Annotated in this window: 27 protein-coding genes; 16 read left to right on the forward strand and 11 right to left on the reverse strand. The window is 71.4% G+C overall.

Annotated features, from left to right (window positions below):
- Positions 1-57: 57 nt before the first annotated feature.
- Together AB3M34_RS04275 and AB3M34_RS04280 are read right to left on the reverse strand one after the other, a co-directional pair.
- The gene (locus AB3M34_RS04275; RefSeq protein WP_370617848.1) at positions 58-405 is read right to left on the reverse strand and encodes a hypothetical protein; all 348 of its coding nucleotides are present in this window, start codon (positions 403-405) and stop codon (positions 58-60) included.
- Positions 402-866: a MarR family winged helix-turn-helix transcriptional regulator gene (locus AB3M34_RS04280; RefSeq protein WP_370617849.1), complete on the reverse strand. Its 465-nt coding sequence runs from the start codon at positions 864-866 to the stop codon at positions 402-404. Before AB3M34_RS04280 ends, AB3M34_RS04275 begins: the two co-directional genes overlap by 4 nt.
- 70 nt (positions 867-936) lie before the next feature.
- Here AB3M34_RS04280 and AB3M34_RS04285 point away from each other — a divergent pair, with 70 nt between their 5' ends.
- From AB3M34_RS04285 to AB3M34_RS04305, 5 genes are all read left to right on the forward strand, one after another.
- On the forward strand, positions 937-1,761 hold the full coding sequence (locus AB3M34_RS04285) for an isocitrate lyase/PEP mutase family protein (protein WP_370617850.1): 825 nt from the start codon (positions 937-939) through the stop codon (positions 1,759-1,761).
- Between the two features lie 62 nt (positions 1,762-1,823).
- On the forward strand, positions 1,824-2,756 hold the full coding sequence (locus tag AB3M34_RS04290) for a hypothetical protein (RefSeq protein ID WP_370617851.1): 933 nt from the start codon (positions 1,824-1,826) through the stop codon (positions 2,754-2,756).
- A gap of 14 nt (positions 2,757-2,770) precedes the next feature.
- The gene (locus AB3M34_RS04295; protein WP_370617852.1) at positions 2,771-2,932 is read left to right on the forward strand and encodes a hypothetical protein; all 162 of its coding nucleotides are present in this window, start codon (positions 2,771-2,773) and stop codon (positions 2,930-2,932) included.
- Complete coding sequence (locus tag AB3M34_RS04300) at positions 2,929-3,090, forward strand: hypothetical protein (RefSeq protein ID WP_370617853.1); 162 nt, start codon at positions 2,929-2,931, stop codon at positions 3,088-3,090. Before AB3M34_RS04295 ends, AB3M34_RS04300 begins: the two co-directional genes overlap by 4 nt.
- The gene (locus tag AB3M34_RS04305) at positions 3,062-3,367 is read left to right on the forward strand and encodes a hypothetical protein (protein ID WP_370617854.1); all 306 of its coding nucleotides are present in this window, start codon (positions 3,062-3,064) and stop codon (positions 3,365-3,367) included. Before AB3M34_RS04300 ends, AB3M34_RS04305 begins: the two co-directional genes overlap by 29 nt.
- A 3-nt stretch (positions 3,368-3,370) precedes the next feature.
- On the opposite strand, the gene AB3M34_RS04310 is transcribed toward AB3M34_RS04305, so the two are convergent.
- The 6 genes from AB3M34_RS04310 to icmF form a co-directional block, all read right to left on the reverse strand.
- A complete protein-coding gene (locus AB3M34_RS04310) occupies positions 3,371-4,714 on the reverse strand; it encodes an anaerobic C4-dicarboxylate transporter family protein (protein ID WP_370617855.1) in 1,344 nt (447 codons plus the stop codon).
- A 50-nt stretch (positions 4,715-4,764) separates the two neighbouring features.
- A complete protein-coding gene (locus AB3M34_RS04315; protein WP_370617856.1) occupies positions 4,765-6,099 on the reverse strand; it encodes a M20/M25/M40 family metallo-hydrolase in 1,335 nt (444 codons plus the stop codon).
- A gap of 52 nt (positions 6,100-6,151) precedes the next feature.
- On the reverse strand, positions 6,152-7,444 hold the full coding sequence (locus tag AB3M34_RS04320) for a hypothetical protein (protein ID WP_370617857.1): 1,293 nt from the start codon (positions 7,442-7,444) through the stop codon (positions 6,152-6,154).
- Positions 7,445-7,484: 40 nt separating this feature from the next.
- Positions 7,485-8,243 carry a helical backbone metal receptor gene (locus AB3M34_RS04325; protein ID WP_370617858.1) on the reverse strand — a complete coding sequence of 253 codons (759 nt, stop codon included), beginning with the start codon at positions 8,241-8,243 and terminating at the stop codon, positions 7,485-7,487.
- A gap of 10 nt (positions 8,244-8,253) precedes the next feature.
- Positions 8,254-8,760: a hypothetical protein gene (locus AB3M34_RS04330; protein ID WP_370617859.1), complete on the reverse strand. Its 507-nt coding sequence runs from the start codon at positions 8,758-8,760 to the stop codon at positions 8,254-8,256.
- 124 nt (positions 8,761-8,884) lie between these two features.
- The gene (icmF, locus tag AB3M34_RS04335; protein WP_370617860.1) at positions 8,885-12,007 is read right to left on the reverse strand and encodes a fused isobutyryl-CoA mutase/GTPase IcmF; all 3,123 of its coding nucleotides are present in this window, start codon (positions 12,005-12,007) and stop codon (positions 8,885-8,887) included.
- A gap of 60 nt (positions 12,008-12,067) precedes the next feature.
- Here icmF and AB3M34_RS04340 point away from each other — a divergent pair, with 60 nt between their 5' ends.
- The 9 genes from AB3M34_RS04340 (at position 12,068) to AB3M34_RS04380 (ending at position 17,381) form a co-directional block, all read left to right on the forward strand.
- Positions 12,068-12,604: a MarR family winged helix-turn-helix transcriptional regulator gene (locus tag AB3M34_RS04340; RefSeq protein WP_370617861.1), complete on the forward strand. Its 537-nt coding sequence runs from the start codon at positions 12,068-12,070 to the stop codon at positions 12,602-12,604.
- 9 nt (positions 12,605-12,613) lie between these two features.
- Entirely contained in the window at positions 12,614-13,288 is a 675-nt protein-coding gene (locus AB3M34_RS04345; RefSeq protein WP_370617862.1) for a hypothetical protein, read from the forward strand.
- A complete protein-coding gene (locus AB3M34_RS04350) occupies positions 13,285-14,043 on the forward strand; it encodes an MBL fold metallo-hydrolase (RefSeq protein WP_370617863.1) in 759 nt (252 codons plus the stop codon). The genes AB3M34_RS04345 and AB3M34_RS04350 overlap by 4 nt, the downstream gene beginning before the upstream one ends.
- 104 nt (positions 14,044-14,147) lie before the next feature.
- The gene (locus AB3M34_RS04355; protein WP_370617864.1) at positions 14,148-14,963 is read left to right on the forward strand and encodes a sigma-70 family RNA polymerase sigma factor; all 816 of its coding nucleotides are present in this window, start codon (positions 14,148-14,150) and stop codon (positions 14,961-14,963) included.
- Between the two features lie 9 nt (positions 14,964-14,972).
- Positions 14,973-15,980, forward strand: a complete 1,008-nt coding sequence (locus AB3M34_RS04360) for a DNA topoisomerase IB (RefSeq protein WP_370617865.1) — start codon at positions 14,973-14,975, stop codon at positions 15,978-15,980.
- 15 nt (positions 15,981-15,995) lie between these two features.
- Positions 15,996-16,415 (forward strand): ChaB family protein, encoded by a 420-nt coding sequence (locus tag AB3M34_RS04365; RefSeq protein ID WP_370617866.1) that lies wholly within the window; start codon positions 15,996-15,998, stop codon positions 16,413-16,415.
- Positions 16,416-16,420: 5 nt separating this feature from the next.
- A complete protein-coding gene (locus tag AB3M34_RS04370; protein WP_370617867.1) occupies positions 16,421-16,840 on the forward strand; it encodes a DUF6098 family protein in 420 nt (139 codons plus the stop codon).
- A 41-nt stretch (positions 16,841-16,881) separates the two neighbouring features.
- Entirely contained in the window at positions 16,882-17,106 is a 225-nt protein-coding gene (locus AB3M34_RS04375) for a hypothetical protein (protein WP_370617868.1), read from the forward strand.
- On the forward strand, positions 17,106-17,381 hold the full coding sequence (locus tag AB3M34_RS04380; protein WP_370617869.1) for a DUF4235 domain-containing protein: 276 nt from the start codon (positions 17,106-17,108) through the stop codon (positions 17,379-17,381). The genes AB3M34_RS04375 and AB3M34_RS04380 overlap by 1 nt, the downstream gene beginning before the upstream one ends.
- Here the strand turns inward: AB3M34_RS04380 and AB3M34_RS04385 are convergent.
- Together AB3M34_RS04385 and AB3M34_RS04390 are read right to left on the reverse strand one after the other, a co-directional pair.
- The gene (locus tag AB3M34_RS04385; protein WP_370617870.1) at positions 17,356-18,342 is read right to left on the reverse strand and encodes a glycosyltransferase; all 987 of its coding nucleotides are present in this window, start codon (positions 18,340-18,342) and stop codon (positions 17,356-17,358) included. The genes AB3M34_RS04380 and AB3M34_RS04385 overlap by 26 nt on opposite strands.
- Complete coding sequence (locus AB3M34_RS04390) at positions 18,330-19,622, reverse strand: UDP-glucose dehydrogenase family protein (protein WP_370617871.1); 1,293 nt, start codon at positions 19,620-19,622, stop codon at positions 18,330-18,332. The genes AB3M34_RS04385 and AB3M34_RS04390 overlap by 13 nt, the downstream gene beginning before the upstream one ends.
- A 92-nt stretch (positions 19,623-19,714) precedes the next feature.
- Here AB3M34_RS04390 and AB3M34_RS04395 point away from each other — a divergent pair, with 92 nt between their 5' ends.
- Together AB3M34_RS04395 and AB3M34_RS04400 are read left to right on the forward strand one after the other, a co-directional pair.
- Positions 19,715-21,370, forward strand: coding sequence for a carbamoyltransferase family protein (locus tag AB3M34_RS04395; protein ID WP_370617872.1), 1,656 nt, complete (start codon positions 19,715-19,717; stop codon positions 21,368-21,370).
- Entirely contained in the window at positions 21,367-22,908 is a 1,542-nt protein-coding gene (locus AB3M34_RS04400; RefSeq protein ID WP_370617873.1) for an HAD-IIIA family hydrolase, read from the forward strand. The genes AB3M34_RS04395 and AB3M34_RS04400 overlap by 4 nt, the downstream gene beginning before the upstream one ends.
- On the opposite strand, the gene AB3M34_RS04405 is transcribed toward AB3M34_RS04400, so the two are convergent.
- Positions 22,811-23,872: an NAD-dependent epimerase/dehydratase family protein gene (locus tag AB3M34_RS04405; protein WP_370617874.1), complete on the reverse strand. Its 1,062-nt coding sequence runs from the start codon at positions 23,870-23,872 to the stop codon at positions 22,811-22,813. The genes AB3M34_RS04400 and AB3M34_RS04405 overlap by 98 nt on opposite strands.
- Between the last annotated feature and the right edge of the window lie 11 nt (positions 23,873-23,883).

The following is a 23,883-nucleotide window of genomic DNA, read 5'->3' on the forward strand; positions in this document are numbered from 1 at the left end:
ACGGTGGTCCTGGCACCTCTGAGGACGCGCGCCGGCGACGATCTGTTGCGTCGGCGGTCAGGCGATCAGGAGCCGGGCCAGCGCGACGGCGGTCGGAAGTGCGGCGACGACGATCCACAAGGGCGACCACAGCGACCGCTGGAGGATCACGCGCACCCCGGAGTAGGTGATCGCGGCGATCACGCCCGACATGATCGTGATGAGCACGGCGTCGCTGTGGCGGCCCTGGTCGTCCAGCACGATGCCGAGCCCGATGCAGCCGAGGACGCCGTGGATGGTGACGGCGAAGAAGCCGACGGCTGCCACGCGACGCTGTACGACGCGCAGCGCCTGGTGCTCGGCATCGAGCTGCTCGCGTGTCTTGCGCACGGGTCGCGTCGTGGTCGGCTCGGCACGCTCGGTCATGCGGGACTCCTGGTCGGGGCGGGATCGGTCGCGTGCGCGGCCGCGATGAGGCGGTGGAGGAAGGAGTTCGCGTCGACGAGCTCGTCGGTGGACATACCGAGCCGGTCGAGCATCGTCGTCGGGACGCTGAGGGCCGCGTCGCGCAGGTTCCGGCCCGCGTCGGTCAGCGTGATCGTCAGCGCGCGCTCGTCGTGCGCAGAGCGCTCCCGGGTGACGAGACCGACCGACTCGAGGCGCTTGACCAGCGGCGACGCCGTGGCGGGCTCGAGGTGAAGGGTGGTGCTCAGCTCCTTGAGCGACAGGCCGTCGTGCTCCCAGAGCGCGAGCATGACGAGGTACTGGGGGTGGCTGAGGCCGAGCGGCTCCAGAACCGGCCTGTACGCGGCGACGACCGCCCTCGACGCGACGGCGAGCGCGAAGCACACCTGGTGCTCGAGGGCGAGGGGGTCGTCGGCAGCCATGTGATGAGTGTACGGATGGTTAGTGCACTAACAAAATCTCCTGACAGTGGCCACGCCTAGATTGCTCTGCATGACCGACGACGTACGGCGGCACGCCAAGGCCGCGGCTCTCCTCGCCCTGCACCACGCCTCCGAGCCCCTCGTCCTGCCCAACGTCTGGGACGGCGGGTCGGCCCGCATCGCGGAGGGCGTCGGCTTCCCGGCTCTCGCCACCACCAGCGCCGGCATCGCCTTCAGCCACGGCGTGCCCGATGGCACGCTGGGCCGCGAGCCGATCCTGGAGCGCGTCGCGCAGATCGTCGCCGCGACCGGGCTTCCGGTCACTGCCGACATCGAGTCCGGCTACGGGCCGACGCCCGACGACGTCTCGGAGACCGTCGCCCGGGCGGCGTCCGCGGGCGCGGTCGGAGTCAACCTGGAGGATGCGGACGCGAGCGGCCTGATGGGTGCCCCTCGGGCCACCGAACGCATCCGCGCCGCACGGCAGACCGCACCTGCGGGGACGATGGTGATCAACGCGCGCACCGACGTCTATCTCGCTGGGGCCGCCGACCCGTTCGACGAGACGGTCCGCCGTGCGGTGGCATTCCTCGACGCCGGCGCCGACTGCGTGTTCGTGCCCGGTGTCGGCGACGCCGAGACGATCGGTCGGCTCGTCGCCGAGATCCCCGGACCGCTCAACGTCGTCGCAGGACTGACCTCGTCGATGCCGACCGTGGAGGAGCTCGGACGGCTCGGCGTCGCGCGGGTCAGCGTCGGTGGCAGTCTCGCGCGCGCCGTGCTCGCGTACGCCGAGCGGGCGCTGCGCGCGCTCTACGCCTACGGAGACATGGCGTTCACCGACACCGCGCTAGCCCACGCCGACCTGCAGCACCGGTTCGCGCGACCAGTGTGACGAGGATTACATTCCCCGACTCGGGGTAGTGGTCGTGCAACAGAGCTCCAGGGGGAGATCACATGTCGAGTCAGGGAACACTACGTCGAGCGTCGACGCGCGTCGCCGGAGGGCTGAAGGACCTGCCCCGCAACGCCGCATGGCTCGTCTCCAAGGCGGCGAGCATCGACCGCGTGCCAGAGGCCGCCTCGCACGCCGCGTCGGAGTCGAAGAACGGCGTCGTCGACCAGTTCCGTCGCGCAACGGCCGCGGTCGAGGACAAGGTGCCAGGGACGGACTCCGTCGAGACACGGCTGGCTCGCGCCCACTCGGCCGTCGAGCGTGCGCGCGCCGAGGAGCAGGAGGCCCTCGCCCACGCCCAGGAGGCCAAGAAGCGCGCGGACGAGGCCAGCGCGACCGAGAAGGCGGCGCGTGACCGCGTCCGGGCGGCCCAGAAGGAGGCGCACGACGAGGTCGAGCAGCGCGTCCGCGATGCACGGCGTCGCGCCGACGCGATGGTCGAGGGTGAGCGGCGCGAGGCCGAGGAGGAGGCACAGGGGCGTCTCGAACGAGTCCGCGAGACAGCGGATCGTGACGTCGAGCGAACGCGTGCCGACGCCGACGCCGCCGCGCGCGACGCGCAGCAGCGCATCGACGCTGCCCACGCCGCGATGAACGAGGCGCGGCAGCTCGCGGACGAAGCCACCGAGGCGGCCGAGGAGGCGGCACGGAAGGCTCGCGAAGAGGCCAACCGACTCGTCGCGCAGGCCGAGGAGCAGGCCGGCGAGGCTGACCAGACACGGGCGCGAGCAGCGGCCGCGCGCGACGCGGTCGCCAAGAGCACCGCGCAGGCGGTCCGCGCAGAGCAGACCCAGGAGATCTCGACGAGCCTCCCGCGCCGTACGAAGGCGGAGCTCGTGGAGCTCGCCGCGTCGCTCGGGGTCGACGACACGTCTGGAAAGACGAAGACCCAGCTCGTCAACGCCATCCGCCGCGCATCACGCACCCACAGTTGAACGGAGAGATCCACGTGAAGTTCTTCCACCGCAAGTCACCGTTGCAGCGCGCCGTCGAGAAGGTCCCCGGCAGCAGCGCGCTCCGCGGAGGTGCTCTCACCGCCGCGGGCCTGATCGGCTTGTCGGCGGCCAGCGCCGCCGTGAGCGCGATCCGAGAGAAGCAGCGCAAGCAGTGAGGCTCCGTACGCTCGCCGTGTTCGGCATCGGCTACGTCCTCGGGACCAGGGCGGGCCGGGAGCGGTACGAGAAGATCGTCGCCGCTGCCAGGCAGGCAGGACAACGGCTCGAGAAGTACGGCGACCCTGATGGCGCGGGCGGTCCGTCCCGCGGCTGACGGCGAGCCGACGCTCGCCGTCGGAGCCGTCGTCCGAGCTCATGTCGTGGCGCGGCTCTTCGGCGTGCGTCTGCTCCGGCTCGACGCGACGGTCGTCATCACTCCTCCCGTCGTGGCGCCGGTCGACGATCTGCCAGGGCCGGTCGTGGTCGGGAGCGCGGTGGTGCCGCGCGGTGCACTCCCGCAGATCGAGCAGAGGTCCGACGGCGGTCTGCTCGAGGCAGAGCGCCTGCTGCGCCTCGCCCGCTCGGAGACCTCCAGCCGTCGGCGTCGCTGAACCTCACACGAAAAGCCGCGAGATCAGCAGCGCCGTCGGCACCGACACGATCGCCATCACGAGCGTCGGCAGCATGAACGAGTGGTTCAGCACGTACTTGCCGATCCTGGTCGAACCGGTCTGGTCGATCTCGACCGCGGCAAGCTGTGAACCGTTGGCCGGCAGGGTCATCACACCACCCATCGCCGGGAGGTACGCCGCGAGCGTCGGTGTCGCGATGCCCAGGCTGATGCCGAGCGGGATCATCGTGTTCACGGCCGCCGACTGGCTCGTCGTGGCGGCAGCGACGAGGAACAACCCGATCGCGAGGAACCACGGGGCTTCCGCGGCGATGTCGGTCAGTCCCCCGATCACCGTCTCCTCGTTGCCCGCGATGAACGTGTTCGCGAGCCAGGCGATGCCGAGCAGGGCGATGATCGCGGTCAGGCCGGACTTCGTGAGCGGCGCGTCGAGCACGGCACCGGGCTTCACCTTGCCGACGTACATCACGGCGAGGGCGACGACCAGCATGACCATGATGAGCAGCGTCGTCAGGGACAACGTGACGGTCTCACCGTCGACCTCGTACGTCGGGAGCAGCTCGTCGAAGGCGCCGAGGATCACGACCACGAGGACGCCGGCGAAGAAGACGCCCGCGGCACGCTTCGCGCTGACCGGGACGTCGGCACCCTTCACCTCACCCGTGTCCGAGGCGGGCGGGTGGATCAGGCCCGCCGCGAGCCTCCGCTGGAACTCAGGATCGTCCTTCAGGTCGTGACCGATGCGGCTCTGGACCACCGCCGCGACGATGGTTCCGAGCAGCACCGCCGGGAAGGTGATGAGCAGGATCTCGCCCAGGCTCAACGCATCGGGCTGGCCGCCGGTGAGCCCGACGAACGCCGCCATCGCTGCCGCGACAGGGCTGGCGGCGAGGGCGAAGCCGGAGACCGCGACCGACGTCGAGAGCGGGCGCTCCGGACGGATCCCGCGCTCGTACGCGACCTCGTAGATGACCGGGAGCAGGGGGAAGATGATGTTGCCGGTGCCAGCCCCGGCACAGAACGCGAAGGTGATGAGCGGCGCGAGATAGTTCACGAGCTTCGGCCGCGCGCGGATCACCTTCTCCGCGAGGAACACCAGGTAGTCGATGCCACCTGCAGCCTGCATCGCCGAAGCCGCCGTGATCACGGCGATGATCACCATGATCGCGTCGCTGGGGATGCTTCCTGGTGGTGCTCCGAAGACGAACACGAGGACCAGCACGCCCACGGCGCCCCAGAGTCCGAGCCCGACGCCGCCCACCTTGACGCCCATGTAGATGGCGCCGACGACGACGAGTGCCTGCAGGATCAGCAGGAAAGTGTCCACGCGCGTACCTTTCGGTAGCCCGGTGGGAGCCGGGCGGGATGGGGGAGGTGCTACTCGGCGAGGGACTGGATGAGGAGAGCCTGGGCCAGCGCCATGCGCTCGATCTCGGACGGGTCGACCGACTCGTTCGGACCGTGGATGTTCGCGAGTGCCGCGTCCTCGGCGCCGATGAGGACGAAGTCGGCCTGCGGCGCTGCGTCGCGCAGCGTGTCGAGGAGCGGGATTGAACCCCCCGAGCCCACGGTCTCGACCTCACGCCTGTACGCCACGGCGAGCGCCTCGCGCATCAGGCCGAAGGCGCGACCGTCCGTCCCCTGCGTGAACGGCGGCGAGACCTTGTCCTGGTGGACGTCGACCTGGACGTTCCACGGCGCGGCAGCACGCAGGTGGGCCATCAGCTTCTCGACGGCGTCGCGTGGGTCCTGGCCGGGTGGGATCCGCATCGCGACGATCGCGCGAGCCGTGGGCTGGAGCACGTTCGACGCCTCGGCGACCGGCGTCGCGTCCATCCCCAGCACGCTGATCGACGGCTTCGACCACAGCCGGGACGCCACCGACCCGGTGCCGACGAGATCGACCCCGTCGAGGACGCCGGCGTTGGTGCGCAGCACGTCCTCGGAGTACTCGGCGCCGTCCCACTCACCCGAGGCGATCCCCTCGACGAGGCAGTTGCCCTCGTCGTCGATGAGGCTGGAGAGCATCTTGATCAGCGCCATCCACGCGTCGGGCGCTGCACCGCCGAAGAGTCCGGAGTGGACGGGCTGTGCGAGGGTACGGACCTCGACGACCGCCTTGACGTGGCCGCGCAGGTCGATGGTGAGGACGGGCTCCCCGACAGCCAGGTTGCCCATGTCGGCCACGACCATGACGTCGGCCTGGACCTGGTCCGGGTTCGCCTCGACCCACGCCTCGAGGTGGCTGACCGTCTCCTCCTCGCCCTCGATCACGATGCGCACCCCGACCGGCGGCTTGCCGTCGAACGCGGCGAGCGTCGCGAGGTGGATCGCGATGCCGGACTTGTCGTCGGCCGCGCCACGGCCGAAGAGCCGGCCGTCCTTCCAGGTCGGGGTGAACGGCTCGGTCGTCCAGCCCTGCTCCTTGGGCGCGGGCTGCACGTCGTAGTGCGCATACAGCAGCACGGTCGGCTTGCCCTCGGGTGCGGGGATCTCGGCGGTGACCGCAGGGTAGCCGCCGGGGATCGCGGTGATCTCCGCATCGACGCCGCACCGACCGAAGGCGTCGACGACGTGCTGGGCCATCGCGTGGACCGGCTCGGAGGGAAACCCTGGGAAGGCGCACGAGGCGAGTGCCACCATGGCCTCGAGATCGTCGTTGATCTGTGGCATCAGGCCCTGGATCTTCGGGCGCAGGCTGGAGTCGTCCATGGCCAGAAGGTAGACCCGAACCCGCCCGTCGGCGCGTCGAGCAAACTGCGCGCTACGGCACGAGGTTGGAGAACAGCCGCCTGCCGAGGTCGTCGGCAGCCAGCGCGTCGCGGGTGAGCCCGATGTATCCGCTCTGCTCGACGGTGGTGATGTCGTCCGGGGCAGCGGCGATCAGGTGCGAGACCCAGGCTTTCTCGTGGCGATACACCACCACCTCGACGCCTGCCGAGACGAGCTCGAGGACCACGTCGACGAGCATGTCTCCGACCACCGAGTCATCCGAATCGGTGCCGGCTGAGAGCTTGAGCGACCTCAGACGCGGCATGCGCGTGAGGAACGTGCCGTCGGCACCGTCGAGGTGGAGGTAGAGCCGTTCGACGGATGTCGTCTGCAGCACGTTGAGATCGGCAGCGCTGGTCGTGCCGATCAGGTGCAGCTCGGTCAGTGCGGGCAGCCGCGTCAGCGCCTCGACGCTCGTCAGTGCCGACCCCTGCGTCGCGTGCACGGACAGTCGCTCGAGGTCGGTGCACTCGGCCAGGGGTGCGAGGTCGGCGTGGTCGACGAACACCACGTCGAGGCCCGCGAGCCCTCGTACCGCGCCGATACCCTCGATGGTCGAGCACACGCCGAGGTGCAGCGAGCGCGTCGCGGGGCGGAACATGGTCGCGGCGAACGTACGCCGGTCGAAGCGGCCCCAAGCACGGTGCAGCTCGGCGAGCTCGGTATCGGGGTAGCGGTCGCGCACGTACCCTTCGAGCACGCGAAGAGCGGCGGGGGAGCCGAGAGAGCCCAGGGCGCGCATGGCGACCCGCCGGGCGTTCGCCCGTTGTCCCTGGTGGGCGGCGAACAGCGCCGGGTCCGCATCGGGGCGCTCTTTGAGCCACCGCGCCACCTGGGACACCTTCTCGGGGATCGCGAGGGCGTCGCCCGCCACAGGCGTCGCGGGCGAGGCTGGAGCATTCGCGAGCGCCGCGGTGTGCTTCGTGACCGCTCTGCGGATCATCGCCAGCTTCGGCGCGCCTCGCTCGGTGATCTCCGTGGGGAGGCGGTCGAGGAGGGTGACGTCGGCTCGTGCCGCCAGGGCCAGCAGCGCCCAGGCCGTCGTGCTGGAGACAGCGGGGTCGGCTCCGGTGAGGTCGCCGAGGCTGGCCGCTGCTGCGGCAGCCGGGTCGTCGAACAGCTGCAGGGCAGCGCGTTCCAGCTCGGGATCGCTGGGGAGCTTCGAAGCGCCCTTGACCGCATTGGGCTGGTTCGAGTAGCTGTCGAGTCGTCTCAGCACCTGCTCGGCGCGATCCGCGCCCAGAGCGTTCGAGAGTGCAGTAGAGACGTCCGTGACCGCGGACATCGGTGACTCCGTTCGAGCGAGGGACGCGACGAGCGGGAGCCTAACGGCAGCGCGGCTCGAGCCCCGAGCGGGCCTCGAGCAGCGACGGGCCGTACCAGGTGAGCAGCCGCCCGGACACGAGCGCCGTCGGTACGTGGGAGAAAGCCTCCGGCCCGTCGTCGGCGGCGAAGGCGTACGGCTCGTCCGGAAGCAGGACGAGGTCGAGGTCGTCGCGGTCGAGCTCGTCGATCGAGACGTGTGGATAGCGCTCGACCGCTCCGCCGTACGCGTGAACCCAGCCGAGTCGTTCGACGAGGTCTCCCGTGAACGTGTCGCGACCGACCACCATCCACGGGTCGCGCCAGACCGCGACGGCGACCCGCGGACGTACGGCGGTGGTCGGCGTCGGCTCGGCCCACACCCGCGCTGCTTCCTCGAGCCAGGCGGGTACGCCCCAGCCGAGCGCGTCGTCGAACAGTCGTCGCATCGACGCGAAGGCCTCGTCCACGGTCTGGATCCGCGTCACCCAGACCGGCACCCCGGCCTCGCGGAGGCGCCGTACGTCGAGCTCGCGGTTCTCCTCCTGGTTCGCGACGACGAGGTCGGGAGCAAGCTCCTCGACGGCACGCAGATGGGGGTTCTTGGTGCCGCGCACCCGGGGGACGTCGAGGTCTGCCGGGTGCGTGCACCAGTCGGTCGCGCCCACGAGTGCCGCGGGCCGGGTCGCCGCCAGCGCCTCCGTCAGGGACGGCACCAGCGAGACGACCCGGCCCGCGGGCAGTCGGACATCGACCTCCGTACCGAGGTCGTCGCAACTCACGTCGTGTGGCTCAGACCTGTCGCGGGTCACCCGTGTCACGGTGACGCGGGTCCGACTCCAGGTCGTCACGACGGACCTCGTACGTCTCCGTCACGTCGACCGTCTCGTCGGTGGTGCGGTCGTCGCGGCGGTCGTCGCCGCGGTCGGCACCGGTGTCTCCACCCGGGCGCCCGTCCCTAGAGCCGTCCGGGTCGAGCTTGTCGGCCTTCGCCAGCTGCTCGTCGAGCTCCGAGCGCGTGCGCTGTGCGTGCTCCTGGTGCTCGCGCGCCTCACGCTCTCGCTGCTCGGCGGCCACCCGCGCTTCCTCGGCGTCAGCACGGGCTCGTGAAGCCTCCGCATCACGGCGGCTGGCTTCCAGCCGTGTCTCCTCCGCCTGCTCGCGCAGCGCGCCTGCCTCCTCGCGCCGCCGCTCGGCGGCACGCTGACGGCCCTGCCGCATCGCGGCGATGATCGCGAGCGCGATCAGCAGCACCACGACGGCGATGATGACCCACACCCACCACTGGATGTCGTCCATGTCGAGCTCCTCGTTCACTCGGGGCCGCTCGGGGGAGTGCGGCCGCACTACACCGCGCGGTACCCGTTCGGTCTCCAGTCATGCACCGGAGTGGCCTCGCGGTGCTCCAGAGAGTGGCTCGCGGTCAGACGTTGCGGCGGTACTGCCCGCCGACCTCGAAGAACGCCTCCGTGACCTGCTCCAGCGAGCAGACCCGTGCGGCGTCCATCAGGACCGCGAACGCGTTCTCGTCCGACGCCGCCGCCACCTTGAGCCGCGCGAGGGCCTCCTCCGCCTCGTCGCGGTGCGCCTCCTGGAACGCGCGCACGCGTGCCAGCTGCGAGCGCTTCTCGTCCTCGGTCGCGCGTGCCAGCTCGAGCGGACCGTGCTCCTCGTCGCCGCGCGGGTTGCGGAACGTGTTGACCCCGATGATCGGAAGCGAGCCGTCGTGCTTGCGCTGCTCGTAGAGCATCGACTCGTCCTGGATCCGGCCGCGCTGGTAGCCCGTCTCCATGGCGCCGAGCACTCCGCCGCGCTCGCTGATGCGGTCGAACTCCGCGAGCACCGCCTCCTCGACGAGGTCGGTGAGGTCGTCGATGAGGTACGACCCCTGCTGGGGGTTCTCGTTCCTCGCGAGGCCCCACTCCTTGTTGATCACCATCTGGATCGCGAGCGCGCGACGCACCGACTCCTCGCTGGGGGTCGTCACCGCCTCGTCGTAGGCGTTGGTGTGCAGGCTGTTCGCGTTGTCGTAGATCGCGATCAGGGCCTGCAGCGTCGTACGGATGTCGTTGAAGCTCATCTCCTGCGCGTGCAGGGAGCGGCCCGACGTCTGCACGTGGTACTTCAGCTTCTGCGACCGCTCGTTGGCGCCGTACTTGTCCCGCATCGCGACCGCCCAGATGCGGCGAGCGACACGGCCGATCACCGAGTACTCCGGATCCATGCCGTTGGAGAAGAAGAACGACAGGTTCGGCGCGAAGTCGTCGATGTCCATGCCGCGCGCGAGGTACGACTCGACGTACGTGAAGCCGTTGGCCAGGGTGAAGGCGAGCTGGCTCAGAGGGTTCGCTCCGGCCTCGGCGATGTGGTAGCCGGAGATGGAGACCGAGTAGAAGTTGCGGACCTGGTTCTGGATGAACCACTCCTGGATGTCGGCCATCATCCGCAACGAGAACTCGGTGGAGAAGAGGCAGGTGTTCTGGCCCTGGTCCTCCTTGAGGATGTCGGCCTGCACGGTGCCGCGTACGGTGCGCAGCGCCTCCGCAGGGTCGATCCCGCGCTCGCGGGCCTGATCGATCACGGTGTTCAGGAAGAACGCGAGCACGGTCGGCGCCGGGCCGTTGATCGTCATCGAGACGCTCGTGGTCGGGGCGAGCAGGTCGAACCCGTCGTACAGCGCCTTCATGTCGTCGAGCGTCGCGACGGACACCCCCGACGTGCCGACCTTGCCGTAGATGTCGGGGCGTTCCCCGGGGTCGCGGCCGTACAGCGTCACCGAGTCGAAGGCGGTCGACAGCCGCGTCGCCTCGCCGTCGGCCGAGAGCAGCTTGAACCGGCGGTTGGTCCGGAACGGGTCACCCTCGCCGGCGAACATCCGCGCGGGGTCCTCGCCCTCGCGCTTGAGCGGGAACACTCCTGCGGTGAAGGGGAAGCGTCCCGGCAGGTTCTCGCGGCGCCAGTAGCGCACGAGGTCACCGTGGTCGGTCGTACGAGGAAGGGCGACGCGCGGCACGGGGGTGCCGGAGAGCGACTCGCGCTGGTGCTCGTCGTACGACGCCACGAGCGCGGGCCAGTCCGCGATCCGCTTCCGGACGTCGTCCGGAACCCGGCTCACGGCGTCCGCGGCGTAGGACGCCACCGCGTCCACGTCGGGCAGCGCGTCGGCGACCTCCGTCGCCGCCTGCGCGCGGCGAGCCGCGTCGGCGATGCGCTCGGTCGCGGCGTGGTAGTCGCGGACGGTCTCGGCGATCTCGGACAGGTAGCGCACCCGGGCGGCCGGGACGACCTGCGCGAACCGTGTCGAGTGGCGGACGTCGACGCGGGGGAGGGTGCCCTCGGCGAGCGGGAGCCCGTGGTCGGCGAGCCGGACTGCCAGGTCCTGGTAGAGCGCGGTGACGCCGTCGTCGTTGAACGTCGCCGCGGACGTGCCGAACACGGGCATGTCCTCCGGCCGGCTCCCGAACGCCTCGCGGTTGCGGACCATCGTGCGGCCGACGTCGCGCAGGGCGTCAGCCGCCCCGCGGCGTTCGAACTTGTTGATCGCGACGACGTCGGCGAGGTCGAGCATGTCGATCTTCTCGAGCTGCGAGCTGGCACCGAACTCGGGCGTCATCACGTACAGCGACGCGTCGACGTACGGGACGACGGCTGCGTCTCCCTGGCCGATGCCGGGAGTCTCGAGGACGACGAGGTCGTAGCCCGCCGCCTTCACGACCGCGATCACGTCGCTCAACGTCCCCGGCAGCTCGTGCGCGCCGCGCGTCGCGAGCGAACGGAAGGTGGTGTGGACGCCGTCGATCGCGTTCATGCGGATGCGGTCACCGAGCAGCGCACCGCCGCCGCGTCGGCGGGTCGGGTCGACGGCGATCACCGCGATGCGCAGCTTGTCCTGCTGGTCGCTGCGGAAGCGGCGTACGAGCTCGTCGGTCAGCGACGACTTGCCCGAGCCGCCGGTGCCGGTGATGCCGAGGACGGGGGCCGTCGAGGATCGTGCCGCGCCGCGGACCGTGTCGGCCAGCGCGCCGTCGAGCCGCCCCTGCTCCGCCCCCGTGATCGCTCGTGCGACCGCGGCCCGGTCACCGGCCAGCACGGACTCGGGCGTCGGCTGGTGCTGCGCCCAGAGGTCGCTGCGGCAGGCTTCGACGACCTCGGCGACCATGCCCGGCAGACCGAGGCGCTGGCCGTCCTCCGGCGAGAAGATCAGCACCCCGCTCTCCCGCAGGCGCCCGATCTCTGCCGGGACGATCACGCCGCCACCGCCGCCGAACACCTTCACGTGGCCGGCTCCGCGCTCGGCGAGCAGCTGCACGAGGTACTCGAAGTACTCGACGTGGCCACCCTGGTACGACGAGACGGCGACGCCGTGTGCGTCCTCCTCGATGGCTGCGTCGACGACCTCGGCGACGGAGCGGTTGTGGCCGAGGTGGATCACCTCGCACCCCTGCGCCTGCATGATCCGGCGCATGATGTTGATCGAGGCGTCGTGGCCGTCGAAAAGGCTCGAGGCCGTGACGATGCGTACGCGGTCGGCGTCGTCGAATTCCATAGGACCTAAAATAGTCGGTCGTCCTAGTAATGTCGAGCCAGCGCCGGTAGTGTGAGCGGCATGCCTGACGGACACCGCCTCCCGTTCGACCCGGTCGAACGCGCGGGCGAGCTGTGGGAGTCGCACTTCGGCGACGCGACCGCCATGCGGCTCGCCACCTCCGTGATGCGGGTCCAGCAGCTGCTCCTGGCCGAGCTCGACGCCGCGCTCAAGCCGTACGCGATCACGTTCGCCCGCTACGAGGTGCTCGTCCTGCTGACGTTCAGCCAGGCGGGGTCGCTGCCCCTCAGCAAGATCGGCGAGCGCCTGATGGTGCACCCGACGTCGGTGACGAACGCGATCGACCGGCTCGAGGCCCAGGGGCTCGTCAGGCGAGACGCGGACCCCGGCGACCGACGCCGCACACTCGCGTCCCTCACCGCCGCGGGGAGGTCGGTCGTCGCCGAGGCGACCACCGCGCTGACGGCCATCGACTTCGCGATCACCGGTCTCGACACCGTCGAGCAGGACGCCACCTTCGCGCTCCTCCAGAGGCTTCGTGCTGCGGCCGGCGACTTCCCCGCGACACCACGTCCAGAACCCTCGACCGTCGGTTGACGCATCTCGATGCGACGCACTAGGTTCGCGGCGGGATCAGCCAGGAGCTACGTCGAGCAGGGTGGCTCGCGGTTGCACCTGGTGCGGGTGACGGAGGCGACCTTGAGTGCGGCGCGGACCAACGATCCGATCACGCTTGCCGAGGCAGCGACGTTCGCCGTCGCCGTGGTCGGACCGTCCTGGGGCTTCTCGGTGATGATGGCGTCCTTGTACGTCGCCGGCGCCTCGTTCCTCGGGCTGATCGTGCCCATGGCGCTCCAGCCGGTCTCGGTGCTCGTCCTCGCGCTCGCCGTGCCGGGCGTCATCCTCCTCGTCCTGCGGGTGCAGGAACGCTGGACCCGGTTCGAGGTCGCCCTCGGGTGCTGCGTGATCATCGGCCTTGCGATGTGGACCGCGCCGGTCGTCCTGATGAGCGATCACGGCACCGGCTTCCTGATGGGCATGATCCTCGTGGTGCTCGGCCTGGCGTCCGGTCCACTGCCGCTCTGCTTCTGGGTGGCGACGCGCATGTCGCGTGCGATGCGCGTCGCCACGCTCGATCCCTCCGCCGCCTCGTGGCTCCGCGACGCGGGCGCGTGGGCGCTCACCCGCTACGAGGTTCTCCGGTCGCGCTCCGAGCGGCCTCCCCTGGCGGTCGAGGTCGCGGGCACGGCGGTGTCCGACGAGCACGGGGAGCGCCGGTGACCACGCCGTACTCGATCACCCGCATCGGCGACGCGTACCACGTCTCGACCGAGCACGTGAACTGGGTGCTCGTCGAGGACGGGCACGATCTCACCCTCATCGACGGCGGCTATCCCGGCAACGTCGAGGACGTCGAGCGGTCCGTCCGTGAGATCGGGCACCAGATGCGCGACATCCGAGGTATCCTCCTGACGCACGCGCACGTCGACCACCTCGGCGGCGCAGCGCGGATCGCAGCGGCGTACGACATCGACGTCTGGACCGGTGAGGCCGAGGTCCCGCACGCTCGCCGAGACCACCTCCAGCAGCTCGGCCCCGCGGCCCTCCCGATGGTGATCTGGCGTCACGGCGCCGTCGGTTGGCTCCTTGACATCACGAAGCTCGGCGGCACCGACCGAGACGGGATCCCCGAGGCCCAGGCGTACGACGCCGGCCGGCTCGACCTTCCCGGCTCGCCCGTCGCTGTGCCGACGCCGGGCCACACCGACGGCCACACCGCGTTCCACCTGCCGGGATCCGGCGTGCTCGTGTCCGGCGACGCACTGATCACGGCGCACGCCGTGTCCCGCAAGCACGGCCCTCAGCTGATCGTCCGGCCGTTCTCCCACGACCGCGACGCCGCGCGACGCTCGCTCGACGCGATCGCGGCGGTGGACGCGGCCACGCTCTTCCCGGGCCACGGGCCCGTATGGACGGGCACCATGCGCGATGCCGCGGGCCAGGCGCGGGCCGGAGAGGGCTTCTGGCGGCCCTGAGCCGTCGGCGGTCCACTCGACACGCCCGTCGAGTGCTGCTAGAAAAGGAGGCAAGTGGTCAAACAGCGTGCCACGTTCTCGAACTTTTTGAGTCGGAGCGTGCTATGTCTGATCCAGGAACCATCCTCGAGCGACCGTACGATCCCTCCCACGATCTGAGTCGCGAAGACCGCAGGTCCGTCACGACCGAGCTGTGCGAGGCACTGGCCGACGCCGACGAGGTCCACCGCGAGGCGCTCCGTGCGCGCCTCGTCGAGGTCAACATGGGCGTGGCCCGTGCGGTGGCCTCCCAGTACCGCAACCGCGGCATCGACGCGGACGACCTCGAGCAGGTCGCGTACGTCGGCCTCGCCAAGGCGGCCCGCGGGTTCGACCCCGACATGGGCCACGACTTCCTCACCTACGCGGTCCCCACGATCCGTGGCGAGGTCCGCCGCTGGTTCCGCGACAGCTGCTGGATGGTCCGGCCGGCGCGACGCGTCCAGGAGACCCGTGCGCAGGTCACGGCCTGTGTCGAGGAGCTCGTGCAGGAGCTCGGCGAGACACCGACCGCCCAGCACGTCGCCGACAGTCTCGGCATCGCTCTCGAGGAGGTCGAGGAGGCGATCGCTGCCGACGGCTGCTACCACGCGTCGTCGCTCGAGTCGCCCGGAGGCAACGGCGTCGGCACGCTCGCCGACGTCCTGGGTGATGTCGACGACGGGTTCACCCGTGCCGAGGAGAAGGCGTCGCTCGCGCCGCTCGTCCGTCGCCTCAGCGACCGCGACCGCGAGACGCTCGCCCTTCGGTACTTCCACCAGTGGACCCAGGAGCAGATCGCAGGCCAGCTCGGCGTGACGCAGATGCAGGTCTCCCGGATCCTCACCCGGATCACCGCCCAGCTGCGTGAGGGACTGGGTGACGGTCTGCGCGCGGCGTAGCGTCGAGCGATGAGGTTCCGCACGGTCTCACGCAACGAGCGCGGGTGGACGAGGCGGCGCGCGGGGCGAGGGTTCCAGTACCTCGACGAGCGCGGCCAGGTCCTCACCGGGAGCGACCGCGAGCGCTGCGTCGCCCTCGCGATCCCACCCGCGTGGGAAGACGTGTGGATCTGCCGCTGGCCCTCCGGACACCTGCAGGCGACCGGACGCGACGTCGCCGGACGCGTCCAGTACCTCTACCACCCGCTGTGGCGCGAGCGGATGGAGCAGGAGAAGCACGAGCGGGTGCTGGAGGTCGCGCACCGGCTACCGGAGGGCCGCGAGCGGGTCCTTCGGGACCTGGACGCGACCGGGGTGACGCGTGAGCGGGCGTTGGGGGCAGCGTTCCGGCTGCTCGATCGCGGGCTGTTCCGGGTGGGCAACGACCGGTACGCCGCCGAGGGCGGCGGGTACGGACTGGCGACGCTGCGCAAGGACCACGTGACCCTCAGACGCGACCGGTCGACCATGGAGTTCGCCTACGAGGGGAAGGCCGGGGTCGCGCAGCGTGTGGTCGTCGGTGACCCGCTGGCGTACGACGTCGTCGGACCGATGCGGCGACGTCGCGGCGGCGAGACGCTGCTCGCCTTCCAGGAGCGTCGGCGGTGGAGCGAGCTGTCCAGCCCCGACGTGAACGCGTACCTGCAGGAGCGGGTCTGCGCCGACATGACGGCCAAGGACTTCCGGACATGGCACGCGACCGTGCTGGCCGCGGTCTCGCTCGCCTCCGTGGACGGCACGGCCACGTCGGAGCGCGCACGACGGCGCGCCGTCGCGGCGACGATGCGCGAGGTCTCCGACGTGCTCGGCAACACGCCGGCCGTCGCCCGTGCGTCGTACGTCAACCCGCGGGTCGTCGAGCTGTTCGACGAAGGGGTGACCGTCGCGCCGACCCTCCACCGCCTCGGGCCGCGGATCGACGAGGAGCGCGACCGGCCCGCTCTGGAGCGTGCGGTGCTGAAGCTGCTGACGGACTGACGAAGGAGGATCACCATGCCGATGACACGCAAGGACGGCAAGCCGCGCAAGGAGGAGCTCCCCGCCCCGGTGGCCCGCTCGAGCGCGAAGGCGCAACGGACGTTCGCGAAGGCGCACGACGCAGCCGCTGAGGAGTACGGAGACGGCGCACGCGCGCACCAGGTCGCGTACGCGGCGCTGAAGCACAGCTTCGAGAAGGTGGGCGACCGCTGGGAGCCGAAGGAGCGACGAGGTCCGTCCGACGCACAGGCGAAAGGTGGGCGCGGCACCGATCGTCCCACCGCCGGCGGCGTCGATGCCTCCGCCAGCAAGGAGCACCTGTACGCACTGGCGAAGCGCCTGGACGTCCCCGGCCGGTCTCGGATGACGAAGGCCGAGCTCGTGGACGCGCTGCAGCATGCCAACGAGCGAGCGACGGCCGAAGCCCGGCGGTGACGGCCATGCGGGAGCTCGAGACGTTCGCCGACGTCGTCGCCCTGGTCGAGGCCTGTCCCGGGCTCTACCTCCGCTACTCGGAAGGCCCGGAGCGAGATCTGAAGGACGGGCCCAGCCGTGACTACGAGAGCGGCCAGGACCTGCCGGGGTGGTCGGTGACGACCGTCGACCCCGAGCCGTGGTGGAGGCGCCCGACGTCCGACTGGGTCGCACGACGCATCTGCAAGTACGCCGAGCTCGGCACCGAGTCCGACCGCTTCCCGTGGCTGCTTCGGGGTAGGCGTGTCGGGTCGGGGCCGGACCACGAGCCGATCGTCGACGAGATCGCGCCGGTGGCGGTGATCGGCAAGGCTGCGCTGGACGAAGCGCAGGAGCGCTACCGGGACCGCTTCGACGTGGGCAACGACTCGCGCGACGAGACCTAGGGCCTGCGCATGTTCCGCGGGCGTCCGGGCACCCGCAGGACATGACTTCCACCGTGATCGAGAAGGTGCGTGTACGGCCTCGTCTCGGGCCCGAGGACGACGGCGGGGGGACGCCGAAGACCGAGCCCAGCGGCGACGACCCCGTCACAGACCCTGCCACCGACCCGCGGACCAGTCCGGACGCACCACGGCCCAACGAGCCGTACCCGGAGGATCCGCGAGGACCTGGCACCGTACCCGACGAGAACGACGAGAGGAACACCTGATGCCCAAGGCAGCGAAGCTGGCGTACCGACCCATCGGCCTCCTGACCGGTATCGCCGGCGGTCTGATCGCTGGAGCGATCTTCAAGCAGGTGTGGAAGAAGGTCTCCGACGAGGACGAGGCGCCCAACCCCCTCGCGGCTGACTCGTACAGCTGGCGCGAGATCCTCATCGCCTCGGCCATCCAGGGGGTCATCTACTCCGTCGTGAAGGCGGCCATCGACCGCGGGGGCGCGAAGGGCTTCCAGCGCGTCACGGGAGAGTGGCCCGGCTCCTGACCCCCGCTCGAACCTCGTCGAGCACCGCCTCCCAGTCGGCGAGGAAGCGCTCGAGGCCGAAGCGGGCACGGGCCCGTTCGCGCGCGGCCGCACCGGTCTCCTCGGCGAGCGTCGGCTCGGCGACGAACCGGGCGGCCGCGTCGCGGAGCTCTCTGGGGTCGGCCGACGTGAACCCCGCGTCGCCGACGGCGCGCGGGGCCTCGGTGCCCGCGAACGCGACGACCGGCAGCCCGAGGAACATGGCCTCGAGCAGCGACAGACCGAGCGAGGTCCAGCGCGCCGTGTGGACGTAGACGCGCCTCCGTGCGACCTCCTCGTGCATGGTGTCCTGCGGAAGGTCCTCGAACGCCCACACGCGTCCGCCCGCCCAGTCGACGTCGGCCAGCGGCGCGACGCCCATCCCGAACACGTCGAGCGGCACCGACTGCACGATCGTCGGAAGAAGGTCGGTGCCGAGGACCCGGGTGCGACGCACGGGCTCGTTCATCACGACCGCCGCGCGCGGCCACTCACCCGTGAAGCGGTGCCCCGGGTCGACGATTCCGTGCTCGACGACGAACGTCGGTGCGCTGCCGCAGTCCCAGTACGCCCGGTTGAACGGCGTCACGTGCACGATCGGCACGTCGCGCCGGTCGGCGTACGGGTGGCGGGTACGGACGGCGTCGCCCGGAGGTGTGTTGTGCTCGACGTACACGGCGGGCACATCGACCCCCGCGCGAAGTCCCGTCCACGTCCGGAGGAGCTCCTCCTCGTGCGGTCGCTGGAGGACGACGGCGTCGACGGCGGCGCTCGCCAGCTCCTCGGCCGTCACCTCGCGCACGGTGGCCGGCCAGTCCCAGGTCCGTGCACGCCCGCGCCCGTCGGCGTCGCGCGCGGCGTTCACCGGGACGAGGTACTCGTGCGGACCCTGGACGAACGACGTCGCCCACGACCCGTGCACGTGCCAGATCAGGATGCGCACGCCGACCTCCCGAGGCCGTGGAACGACCATCCCGCCGCGCGCCACTTGTCTGCGTCGAGGCACGTGCGGGCGTCGACCACCACCGGGGACGCGACGGCTCCTCGCAGCGCGACGGGATCGAGTCCGATGTAGTCCTCCCACGCGGTCAGCACCGTCACGACGTCCGCGTCGGCGCAGGCCTCCTCCGCCGAGTCGGCGTACGACAGCCGGTCGGCGACCCGCGCTGCCGACCCCGCAGCGCGCGGGTCGTGGACCCGCACGTCGGCTCCGAGCCGTTGCAGCGTCGTCGCGACATCGAGAGCAGGGGAGTCGCGGACGTCGTCGGAGCCCGGCTTGAAAGCGACGCCGAGCACCGCCACACGTCGCCGCTCGCCCCACAGCTCGCGCACGATGTCGACCGCGCGGGCGCGCTGGCGCATGTTGACCAGGTCGACGTGGTGGAGCAGCGCGGCTGACTCGACGCCCAGCTCACCGGCCCGGGCGACGAACGCTCGCGTGTCCTTCGGAAGGCAGCTCCCGCCGTACCCGAGGCCGGGCTGGAGCACGTCGGTGCCGATGCGAGGATCAGCACCGAGGATGCGGACCAGGTCGTCGATGTCGGCGCCGGAGCGCTCGCACACCTCCCCGAGCACGTTCACGACCGAGATGCGCGCCGCCAGCATGACGTTCGCCGAGACCTTCGCGAGCTCCGCCGTCCGCAGGTCGGTGCGCACCACCGGCGTGCCCTCGCTCAGCCACCGCGCGTACACCTCGGCGAGGACCGCGTACGACGCGTCGTCGCGGACGCCGAGCACGAGCCGGTCGGGGTGCAGCGAGTCCTGCACGGCACGGCCCTCGCGGAGGAACTCCGGGTTCCATGCCAACGAGACGGAGACCTGCGCCTCTGCCTCGAGGACTCCGAGCAGGTCGTCCGCGGTGCCGACGGGGACCGTCGACCGGCCCACGACCAGGCAGTCACGTCGCGCGTGCCGAGCGACGGCGGCTGCGGCCGTACGGAGTGCGCCGAGGTCGGCGCCACGGCCACCACGCTGCTGCGGTGTCCCGACGCAGAGGAAGTGCACCTCGGCGTCGGCGACGTCGGCGACGTCGGTCGTGAATCTCAGCCGTCCGCTGCCGACCCCCTCCTGCAGGAGGTCGGCCAGACCAGGCTCGTGGAAGGGCGCACGGCCCGCCGACAATGCCTCGAGGCGGGTGGGGTCGACGTCGTGAGCGACCACGTCGTGCCCTGCTGCGGCAAGGCACGCGGCGTGCGTGGCGCCCAGGTATCCCGTTCCGATCACCGATGCTCTCACCGTCTTGGGGTGCCCGGGACCGAGGCGGTCATGCGTGGAAGACGCGTTTCACCGGCGCGCTTTCGGGGCAACGGACGACCATGAAGGTCCTCGGAGTCAACGCGCTGTTCCACGACCCGTCGGCGGCCCTGGTCGTCGACGGGCGAGTCGTCGCCGCCGCCGAGGAGGAGCGGTTCAGCCGACGCAAGCACGGCAAGAGACCCGTGCCCTTCGCCGCGTGGGAGCTGCCGGAGCAGGCGATGAGGTGGTGCCTCTCGCGCGCCGGCCTCGACCCGGCCGACCTCGACGTGGTGGCGTACGCGTACGACCCCTCGCTGGCCGAGCCGATCGAGGCCCTCGGCCTGCACGACCCGTGGGACGGGCTCCGGCAGCGCTATGCCGAGCACGCGCCCGGGTTTCTCGCGACCGCGCTCCCCGGACTCGATCCCGCGGTGGTCCGGTTCGTGCCGCACCACGTCGCGCACGCCGCCTCCGCCGGGCTGGCCCTCACCGCCGGCGACACCGACGTCCTCGTCCTGGACGGGCGCGGGGAGGCGACGAGCCACCTGGCGGGTCGGTACGAGGGCGGGGTTCTCCACCCGCTCGCCGGTCAGCGGCTGCCGCACTCCCTCGGCCTGCTGTACGAGGACCTGACCGAGCACCTCGGCTTCCTCCGCAGCAGCGACGAGTACAAGGTGATGGCGCTGGCCTCGTACGGCAGCGCACGGCACGCCGACGCCCTGCGCGAGCGGATCCACGCCGACGGAGCAGGCGGGTTCGTCACCGAGCAGGTCGACTGGTCGGCGTTCGCGAAGCCACGCGCCGACGACGAGTCGTGGACGCGTGACCACGCCGACCTCGCCGCGAGTGCGCAGCGGGTCCTCGAGGACACGCTCATCGACCTTGCACGGTGGCTGCACGACCAGACTGGTGGCGAGAGTCTCGCGCTCGCCGGCGGCGTCGCGCTGAACTGCGTCGCCAACACGCGCCTCTTCGCCGAGACCCCGTACACGGCGATCCTCCCTCAGCCCGCCGCAGGTGACGCGGGTACGGCGCTCGGCGCGGCGCTGCAGGTCGCGGCGGGTGACGGCCCCACGCACCCGTGGCCGGGCGCGGGCCTCGGCAGCCGGTTCGACGACGACGAGATCGAGGCCGCACTGCGTACGGCGCACTGGCCGGTCGAGCGCCCGGCCGATCTCGCGGCGACCGTGGCCGACAGGCTCGCCGCCGGTGGGATCGTCGCCTGGTTCCAGGGCGCCAGCGAGTTCGGCCCCCGGGCACTCGGCCACCGTTCGCTCCTCGCCGACCCCCGGGACGCCCAGAACCTCGATCGTCTCAACGCCGTGAAGGGGCGCGAGAGCTTCCGCCCGGTCGCGCCGATGGTGCTGGAGGAGCGTGCCGCGTCGATCTTCGAGCGGGGCCCGCTCCCGTCGCCGCACATGCTCTTCGTCCACGACGTCCGACCGCAGTGGCGCGACCGTATCCCTGCCGTCGTGCACGTCGACGGCACGGCGCGGGTGCAGACCGTCGACCGGACGAGCGAGCCGAGGGTCGCCGCGCTGCTCGACGCCTTCGAGGAGCGTACGGGCGTCCCGGTGCTGGTGAACACCAGCCTGAACACGGCCGGGCGGCCGATGGTGGACTCACCGCGAGACGCCCTCGAGCTGTTCGGATCGGCTCCGGTCGAGATGCTCGTGATAGGTCCGTACGTCCTGACCCGCCCGCCGGTCCACGGGCGCGGGGAGCGGGGCCGATGACCCCGGCCGGCGTGGTGACGGCCGATACCACCGTCGTCGTACCCACGATCGGACGCCCCTCGCTGGCGCGGGTGCTCGCGACGTTCCTCGCCCCTGCCCATCCGGGAGTCGCCGCGGTGGTCGTCGTCGACGACCGGCCGGCAGACGACGAACGACCGCTGCAGGAGGTCGTGCCGGCGCTCCCGCCCGACGGTTCGCGGCCGTGGCTGAGCGTCGTCCGCTCGTACGGGCGTGGGCCGGCGGCCGCTCGCAACCTCGGAGCGGCACGGGCCAGGACACCGTGGATCTCGTTCCTCGACGACGACGTCGAGCCGGAACCGGGGTGGGCCGCGCACCTCGTGCGCGACCTGCAGTCCGTCGCTCCCGACGTGGCCGGGACGCAGGGTCGGGTGGAGGTCCCTCTGCCGGCCGACCGGCGCCCCGACGACTTCGCGCGCGCCACGGCGGGGCTCGCGACGGCGCGCTGGATCACCGCCGACATGTCGTACCGCCGTGCGGCGTTCGTCGCGGCCGGCGGCTTCGACGAACGGTTCCCGCGCGCCTACCGCGAGGACGCCGACCTCGCTCTGCGGGTCGCGGCGACGGGCGCCCGCCTCGTGCGAGGCCGTCGTCTGGTCGTCCACCCGGTCCGCGCCGAGCGTGCCGGCGTCAGCGTGCGTGCACAGCGCGGCAACGCCGACGACCGCCTCATGCGTGCGCTCCACGGACGCGACTGGCGTACGCGGGCGGAAGCACCTCCGGGTCGGCTGCGGCGTCACGCGGCCGTGACTGCCCTCGGGGCTGCCGGCGTGACCGCGCTGGTCGCCCGTCGACCGTGGATCGCCTCCGCAGCGCTCGGCGGCTGGGCGGCGGGGACCGCCGAGCTCTTCCTCGCCCGCTGGCTCCCGGGATCCCGCTCCCGTGCGGAGACGGTGCGGATGCTCATGACCAGCGCGGTGATCCCTCCGGCTGCCACCTGGCACGCCGCGCGCGGAGCCGTCCTCCACCGCCGCGAGGAGCCGTGGCCGTCGCACCGCTGGCTGGTCCTGCTGGACCGCGACGGGACGCTGGTCCGGGACGTGCCCTACAACGGCGACCCCGAGAAGGTCGAGCCGGTCGAGGGCGCCGAGCAGGCCGTGGCGCGACTACGAGGCGCCGGCGCGTACGTCGGGCTGCTCACCAACCAGTCAGGGGTGGGCCGAGGCTTCCTCGAGCGCGAGCAGGTCGATGCCGTGAACCGCCGGGTCGAGGAGCTGCTCGGCCCGTTCGACGTGACCAAGGTGTGCCCGCACGCGCCCGAGGACGGGTGCGCGTGCCGCAAGCCGGCGCCCCGCATGGTTCTCGAGGCGTGCGCGACGCTCGACGTGCCGCCCGAGCGGTGCGTCGTGATCGGTGACATCGGAGCCGACGTCGAGGCCGCGCGCGCCGCCGGGGCTCGCGGCATCCTCGTCCCGAACGACGTCACCCGTCCTGAGGAGGTCGCGGCGGCGACGTTCGTACGACCTGATCTGAGCTCCGCTGTCGATGCGGTGGTCCTGTGGGCGGAGCGGCGCCGTTGATCTGGTCGCGCACCCAGGCGGCCGTCCGCGCGAGGCCGTCCTCGAGGTCCACCTCGGGCTTCCACCCCAGCGTCTCCATCGCGCGCGTGATGTCGGGGCAGCGTCGCGCCGGATCGTCCTGCGGAAGGTCGACGTGAACGACCTCGGAGTGCGACCCCGTCGCCTTCAGCACCTGCTCGGCCAGCTCGAGCATGGTGATCTCGTGCGGGTTGCCCACGTTGACGGGACCCGGTTCGTCCGCGGTCGCCATCGCGACCAGAGCGCGCACCGTGTCGTCGACGTAGCAGAACGAGCGGGTCTGCGAGCCGTCTCCTTGGACGGTGAGCGGCTCTCCGCGCCACGCCTGGGCGAGGAAGGTGGTCACGACCCGGCCGTCGTCGAGAGCCATGCGGGGCCCGTAGGTGTTGAAGATGCGAACGACACCGACGTCGAGGTCGCGCGAGCGCCGGAACGCGAACGTTGCCGCCTCGGAGAAGCGCTTGGACTCGTCGTAGACGGCGCGCGGTCCGATCGGGTTGACGTTGCCCCAGTACTCCTCCGGCTGAGGCGTGACCTCGGCGTCGCCGTACACCTCCGAGGTCGACGCGAGGACGAAGCGCGCGTCGTCCTCGGCGGCGAGCTCCAGCGCACGCATCGTCCCGGCGCTGCCCGAGCGCAGCGTGTGCACCGGCATGCGGAGGTAGTGGACCGGGGACGCGGTCGCGGCGAGGTGGATGAGCACGTCGATCCGGCCGTGGCCCCCACGGGCGTCGGCGGCGTCGAGATCCGAGACGTCGGCGATCACGAGACGGAACCGAGGGATCCTGGCCGCTGCCACGACGTTCGCCGCGGAGCCGGTGGACTCGTCGTCGACGCAGGTGACGCGGGCACCGGACGCGAGCAGCGACTCACACAGGGTGGAGCCGAGGAACCCTGCTCCGCCGGTGACGAGCACGTGGGCGTCGGTGAGGGCGCCGGGGGTCACGAGGCCACGCC

This window comes from Mumia sp. Pv4-285 (assembly GCF_041320275.1).
GTDB lineage: Bacteria > Actinomycetota > Actinomycetes > Propionibacteriales > Nocardioidaceae > Mumia > Mumia qirimensis.